Annotated in this window: 6 protein-coding genes; 4 read left to right on the forward strand and 2 right to left on the reverse strand. The window is 27.1% G+C overall.

Going from position 1 to position 6,650, the window contains the following annotated elements; genetic code table 11:
- Positions 1-283: 283 nt before the first annotated feature.
- Positions 284-2,878 carry an ATP-dependent helicase gene (locus tag MBFIL_RS01650; RefSeq protein ID WP_066970861.1) on the forward strand — a complete coding sequence of 865 codons (2,595 nt, stop codon included), beginning with the start codon at positions 284-286 and terminating at the stop codon, positions 2,876-2,878.
- A gap of 31 nt (positions 2,879-2,909) precedes the next feature.
- On the opposite strand, the gene MBFIL_RS01655 is transcribed toward MBFIL_RS01650, so the two are convergent.
- Entirely contained in the window at positions 2,910-3,260 is a 351-nt protein-coding gene (locus tag MBFIL_RS01655) for a hypothetical protein (protein WP_066970863.1), read from the reverse strand.
- A gap of 250 nt (positions 3,261-3,510) precedes the next feature.
- Between MBFIL_RS01655 and MBFIL_RS01660 the strand changes: the two genes are divergently transcribed.
- From MBFIL_RS01660 to MBFIL_RS01670, 3 genes are all read left to right on the forward strand, one after another.
- Entirely contained in the window at positions 3,511-3,975 is a 465-nt protein-coding gene (locus MBFIL_RS01660) for a flavodoxin family protein (RefSeq protein WP_066970865.1), read from the forward strand.
- A 49-nt stretch (positions 3,976-4,024) separates the two neighbouring features.
- Positions 4,025-4,447, forward strand: a complete 423-nt coding sequence (locus MBFIL_RS01665) for an NfeD family protein (RefSeq protein WP_066970867.1) — start codon at positions 4,025-4,027, stop codon at positions 4,445-4,447.
- A 76-nt stretch (positions 4,448-4,523) separates the two neighbouring features.
- Positions 4,524-5,492: an SPFH domain-containing protein gene (locus tag MBFIL_RS01670; protein WP_066970869.1), complete on the forward strand. Its 969-nt coding sequence runs from the start codon at positions 4,524-4,526 to the stop codon at positions 5,490-5,492.
- Positions 5,493-5,717: 225 nt separating this feature from the next.
- On the opposite strand, the gene MBFIL_RS01675 is transcribed toward MBFIL_RS01670, so the two are convergent.
- Positions 5,718-6,401, reverse strand: a complete 684-nt coding sequence (locus MBFIL_RS01675) for a class I SAM-dependent methyltransferase (RefSeq protein ID WP_066970871.1) — start codon at positions 6,399-6,401, stop codon at positions 5,718-5,720.
- Positions 6,402-6,650: the final 249 nt, after the last annotated feature.

The following is a 6,650-nucleotide window of genomic DNA, read 5'->3' on the forward strand; positions in this document are numbered from 1 at the left end:
AATAGATATTCAATGAAAAACATAGACAACAAATAAAAAAAACTACAAAAAATAATTTACAATCTAACCACAACTAAGAAAATTCACTGTCATCCATCAACTGAAAAATTAATTATTGCACAGCCAATTATTTAATTATAATTATTTATCTATATATTTAATATATTTTAATTGTTTATCTATATTTTTTTAATAGCTATGTTTTTAAATGTAATCTTCAATATTAATTAATATAATTTGATGTTAAATGTAATTTAACTATAACTTTAAGGATGTTCATTATATGATCAAAAAACAAGATAAAACATATTCAAAAGGTCAAATATATAAGATTTTACATCCATGGGTTCGCGAGTGGTTTGATAAGGAGTTTGATGATTTTACATTAGCACAAAAACAAGCTATTTATGAAATTCATAAGAATCGTAACATTTTAATATCTTCTCCTACGGGTTCGGGTAAAACTTTAACTGCTTTTTTATCTATTATAAGTGAATTAACTTTTTTAGCTGATAAAAGTCAATTAGAGGATAAAGTATATTGTATTTATATTTCTCCACTTAAAGCTTTGGATAATGATGTGGATAAGAACTTAGAAATTCCTTTGAAAGAAATTGAAAAAATATCTGGAGGAGAATTGAACATACGAAAAGCAGTTAGAACTGGTGATACTTCTCAGTATCAAAGATCTAAAATGCTTAAAAAACCACCTCATATTCTCATTACAACACCTGAAACATTATCAATTTTACTTGTTGCACCTAAATTTAGAGAGAAATTAGCTAATGTTAAATATTTAATTATTGATGAAATTCATGCACTTGCAGATAATAAGCGAGGAGTTCATTTAAGCTTATCTCTTGAGAGACTTCAACATTTAATTGGAAATTTTACAAGAATTGGTCTTTCAGCAACAGTTGCACCAATTGAAGAGATTGCTAATTTTTTAGTTGGTTTTGAATATGGAATTGCTCGTGATTGTTTAATAGCTGATGTAAATTATCTAAAAGAACTTGATATTGAGGTTTTATCTCCAGTAGATGATATCGTAATTGCAGATAGTGAAGAAACAAGACTTGCAATGTATAATCTTTTAGATGATCTTATAATGGAGCATAAAACCACATTAGTCTTTACAAATACTCGTAGTGGTTCTGAAAGTTTGGTTTTTAACTTAAAGAAAATGTTTCCAGAGAATTATGACTCAAATAATTTAATGGGTCATCATTCATCACTTTCCCGCGAGATGCGACTTACTACAGAGGATAATTTAAAAGAAGGTAAACTTAAAGCAGTTATATCTTCAACGTCTCTTGAACTTGGAATTGATATTGGATATATTGATCTTGTTGTTTTAATTAACTCTCCAAAATCTGTTGCAAGAGCGCTTCAAAGAATTGGAAGAAGTGGGCACCAAATAAATGAGAAATCAAAAGGGAGAATACTTGTTACAGATAGAGACGACTTAGTAGAGTGTTCAATTATTCTGAAATGTGCTAAAGAAGGAAAAATTGATAAATTAAAGTTTCTTCACAATCCTTTAGATGTTTTAGCACAGCATATTTATGGAATGGCAATAGAAAACCCTTGGGATATTGATTATGCATATGATGTAGTTAGAAAAAGCTATTGTTATAAAGACTTAACACGGGATGACTATGAAGATGTTCTTAGCTATTTAGCTGGAGAATATGTAGAACTTGAAGAAAGGTATGTTTATGCTAAAATTTGGATAGATTATAAAGAAAATACCTTTGGAAAAAGAGGTCGACTTGCTAGAATGTTATATTCAACAAATATTGGAACTATTCCAGATTCATCAGCAGTAAAAGTTAAATGTGATGGTGAGGTAGTTGGTAAAATAGAACAAGATTTCATGGATAAACTTAAAAAAGGAGATACTTTTGTCTTAGGTGGGTCAATATTCAGGTTTAACTATGGTAGGGGAATGACGATAAATGTTTCACCATCTAATGGTGCTCCAACAATTCCTTCATGGTTTTCATCTCAACTTCCATTGTCTTTTGACCTTGCAGTGAATATCCAAAGATTTAGGGCAATCATGGAAGGAAAATTCAAAGAAAACAGAACTAAAGAAGAATTCATTGAATTTTTAAATAGCTATTTATATGTAGATGAGTTTGCAGCTAACTCTATTTATGAATACTTCTTTGAGCAGTATGCATATGCTCAAATTCCAAGCACTAAAAAATTATTAATCGAGTATTATACTGGATTTGGAGGGAGAAAATTCGTTATTTTCCATTCATTATTTGGTAGACAAACAAATGATGCCTTATCTCGAGCAATAGCTTATATAATCTCTAAAAAATATGATGTTGATATTACAATTTCAATATCAGATAATGGATTTTATCTATCTTCTGAAGGAAAAATTTATGGATTAGAAGCATTCAAAGATCTAAGTTCAAAGAATATCGAGTCAATACTCATAAATGCTATTAATCAGACAGAAACCTTAGCAAGTAGATTTCGTCATTGTGCTGGAAGGTCATTAATGACTCTTCGTAATTATAAAGGAAATTCAAAGTCTGCTGGAAGGCAACATGTAAGAGGAAAAATACTTTTAAAGTTTATTAGAGATATGGATGATAATTTTTCAATTTTAAAAGAAGCAAGACGGGAAGTTATAGAAGATTATATGGATATTAAAAATGCAAAAAAAGTTCTTCAATGGATAGAAAGCAATCAATTAGAGATTAAAAGAATAAATACTATTATCCCTTCCCCATTTGCATTTAATTTAGTATCTCAAGGGTATTTAGATGTTTTATCTCAAACAGACAAAGGAGAATTTTCAAAAAGAATGCATAAAGCAGTTTTGAATGAAATAAAAGAAAAATTAAAAGATTATTAAAATTAAACAACATTTAATAACATAATATTTGTTATTCATCTTTTAAAGCTTTATTTCTTATATCTTCAGCTTTTCTAATATTTTCATTTCTTATTTGTTCTATATTACTTTTGTTTTCAATTTCTTCTTTTTTAGCTTCTTTAATAGCTTTTTTATTTAAATAAGATTCTTTATCTTCAGTATTTTCATGTACATATCCTACTCTTTCATTATTATATTTATTTTTCAATATTTTTTTACTTTCATCTTGATTAATTTCTTCTTTTAAATGAGTCTCTCCTTTTTGTTGTCTTAAAATAGCTTCATCTTTAAGTTTATTTGCTTCAAGTTTTTTTTCTTCTCTTACCTGTTTTATATTATTGATTTGTTTTTCTTCAATCATTATATCACATTTATTTTCATGTCTATTATTAAATAATTCTATACTATTTTATATTTGAACTAATATATATTAATTTTGTTTTGTTAGTTTATTCATGAATTATTTTATATTAACATTGAACTATATTTTTAATAATTAATTATATGAGACAAACTTTTAGAAAAAGTTTGATCAAAAGCTATTTCCAAAAATAAACCATTTTAAAATATAAGAAATACTTTTATTAATATTAAAAATCATAGTTTTTAGTATGAAGATTTTGGTTACTTATTATTCAAGAACACAAACTACAGAAAAAATAGCTAAAAAAATAGCTAAGGAGCTGGGGGCTGATTTAGAAGAAATAGTTTATAGCAATGAATCAAAACCAAATTATTTACTTGCAGGGTTAGATGCAATTAGAAAGAAGTCTGCAGATATTAAACCTATAACAAAAGATCCTTCAGATTATGATATTGTAATTATAGGTACTCCTGTTTGGGCGGCTACTATGGCTACACCAATTTTAACTTATTTAACTGAAAATAAAGAGAAATTTAATAGAGTTTCATTTATTTCAACTGCAGGAGGTAGTAGTGCTTCAACGATAGCTAAAATGACTGAAATTGTAGAAAAAGATCCTATAGCTATTTTAACTTTAAATAAGGAAGAAATTAAATCAAATCCTAATTCAAAGATTAATGAATTTGTAAATTCTATTAAGAATATTGTTTAAAGCACTATTTAAATAATGATTAAAATATTTAATATTATGGAGGCTTAAAATGTTTAGTTTAGAATTTTGGTTGATATTTGCAGTAATTTTGGTATTAGGTGAGCTTCTAACTGTTACATTCTATTTGTTGTCTATTGCAGTAGGCTCTGCCTTTGCAGGGCTTGTTAACTATTTAGGTTTTGATCCTATTGTTCAAATATTAGTTTTTGCAGTAGTTACAATAATATGCGTTATACTATTAAGACCAATATCATCAAGATTAACAAAAAACTCATCAGATAAAAAAGCTAATTCAGATCGATTAATTGGAAAAGAAGGGATTGTAATAGAAAAAATCATTGAAGATGCAATGGGGACAGTTGATTTTATAGGAGACCAGTGGAAGGCAATATCTGATACAGAAATTGATGTTGGTGAGAAAGTAATTGTAGAAAAGATTCAAGGAGTTAAGTTATTCGTTAGAAAAAAATAGCTTTTAATAATAGTTTAGCTAAATAATTAATTATATGTTTATTTAAAATATTGTATTAAAAATAAAGGTGGAATAAATGGATTATTTATTATTATTTGTAATATTTATAGTTGTAATAGTTTTAGCTGCTAAAGCTGCTAAAATACTTAGACCTTACGAAAAAGGTGTTGTTGAACGATTAGGTAAATATCAAAGAACTGTTGAAAGTGGGCTTGTAATTATAGTTCCATTTATTGAGACTATCAGGAAAGTAGATCTTCGTGAACAGGTTGTTGATGTTCCTCCACAAGAGGTTATTACAAAAGATAACACTGTAGTTATTGTTGACTGTGTAATATTTTATGAAGTGGTTGATCCATTTAATGCAGTTTATAATGTTGTAAACTTTTATCAAGCTATTACAAAACTTGCACAAACTAATTTAAGAAATATTGTAGGGGATTTGGAGCTTGATCAGACATTAACATCAAGAGAAATGATAAATACTCATTTAAGAGAAGTTCTTGATGGAGCAACTGATAAATGGGGGACTCGTGTTGTAAGAGTGGAAATTCAAAGAATTGAGCCTCCAAAAGATATTGTAGATGCAATGAGTAAACAAATGAAAGCTGAACGTATGAAAAGAGCATCTATACTTGAAGCTGAGGGATATAAACAATCTGAAATTAAAAGAGCTGAAGGTGACAAACAAGCAGCTATTTTAGAATCAGAAGGTCAAGCTGAAGCTATTAAAAAAGTAGCAGATGCTAATAAATACCAAGAAATAGCTATTGCTGAAGGGGAAGCAACAGCAAACGTTAGCGTATACCAGTCTATTCATGAAGGTAATCCTACTAATGATTTAATAGCTATTAAGTACTTAGAAGCATTAGAAAAGATCGCTGATGGTAACTCTACTAAAATATTCCTTCCTGCTGAAGTATCTGGAATTTTAGGTTCAATTGGTGGAATTTCTGAATTATTTGGTGAAGATAATCTGAATAAAAAAGTAATTCCTAAAGAAGTGAAAAAAGAAAGAATAATTACTCCTCCAACTGCTGAGTAATTTTTCACTTTTTTGATTCTCTTTTATAATTCTATTTAAATATAAATAATTATACTACCATTAACATAGATTATTAATTTCAAGGAAGATGCGCCTGATAGAATCTTAGAATCTATTTTGAGAAATGAAAGATAAAAGATGCATGGACCAGATTAATTATTTGCAAATCTTATTTTTTCATTAAAAATAGGATTTGATTTATAAATCATAGAATTAAAAAATCATTCATGTTCTTTTTTTACCACCATAAACTCCATGACCATAATATTTCCAAACAACTTCAATGTTTCTAAATCCTACTCTTTCTAACCAGTTTAATTGATTAAATAATGTAGAAGGGTAATCAACTTCTTCTCTGTTTTTAGCTATTTTTAATATTTCTTCTTCTGTAAAGTTAATTTTTAAATATTCTTTGAATATATATGAATTAATATATTTAATATACTCAGAAGATCCTAAAAGAACATCAGCATTGTAAAATATTCCATTTTCTTTCAAACTATCATAAATTCGGCTGAATAATTCTATTTTATCAGGATTTGCTTCAAGGTGATGAATAGCTAATGATGATATGACTACATCATAACCAGAACCTAAATCTATTTTTGTAAAGTCTCCTACTTTAAATTCAATATTTCCATATGATTTAAGGTTTTCTTTAGCTTTTTCAACCATATTATATGATAAATCTATTGAAACTATTTCACTATTTGGGAATCTTTCTTTTATTTTTTTAGTAAGTATTCCAGTTCCTGAACCAAGTTCTAAAACCTTTATTTCACTATCAGTATTAAATTCAACACTATTTAGTAATGATTCAAGCATTTCATTATATTTTGGTATTAATTTAACAATATCTTCATTGTAGTCACTAGCCATTTCTTCAAAACGTTCTTTTGTGTCTTCCATAGTTAATCCTCTTCTTTTTAATTATAATAATTTATATATTTCAAATCTTAAATATTTTTGTTAATATTTTGGATTTAATTGGAATAATTAAATGAGTATTTCATATAATTTTATTGTTTTATTTGGCTGTGCAATAATTAATTTTTCAGTTGATGGATGACAGTGAATTTTCTTAGTTGTGGTTAGATTGTAAATTATTTTTTGTAGTTTTTTTTATTTGTTGTCTATGTTTTTCATTGAATATCTATT

The organism is Methanobrevibacter filiformis, assembly GCF_001639265.1.
Taxonomy (GTDB): Archaea; Methanobacteriota; Methanobacteria; order Methanobacteriales; family Methanobacteriaceae; genus Methanacia; species Methanacia filiformis.

Coding starts and splice junctions, on each gene's coding strand:
- MBFIL_RS01650 (WP_066970861.1), top strand. CDS start 284: ATGATCAAAAAACAAGATAAAACATATTCAAAAGGTCAAATATATAAG.
- MBFIL_RS01655 (WP_066970863.1), bottom strand. CDS start 3,260: ATGATTGAAGAAAAACAAATCAATAATATAAAACAGGTAAGAGAAGAA.
- MBFIL_RS01660 (WP_066970865.1), top strand. CDS start 3,511: ATGAAGATTTTGGTTACTTATTATTCAAGAACACAAACTACAGAAAAA.
- MBFIL_RS01665 (WP_066970867.1), top strand. CDS start 4,025: ATGTTTAGTTTAGAATTTTGGTTGATATTTGCAGTAATTTTGGTATTA.
- MBFIL_RS01670 (WP_066970869.1), top strand. CDS start 4,524: ATGGATTATTTATTATTATTTGTAATATTTATAGTTGTAATAGTTTTA.
- MBFIL_RS01675 (WP_066970871.1), bottom strand. CDS start 6,401: ATGGAAGACACAAAAGAACGTTTTGAAGAAATGGCTAGTGACTACAAT.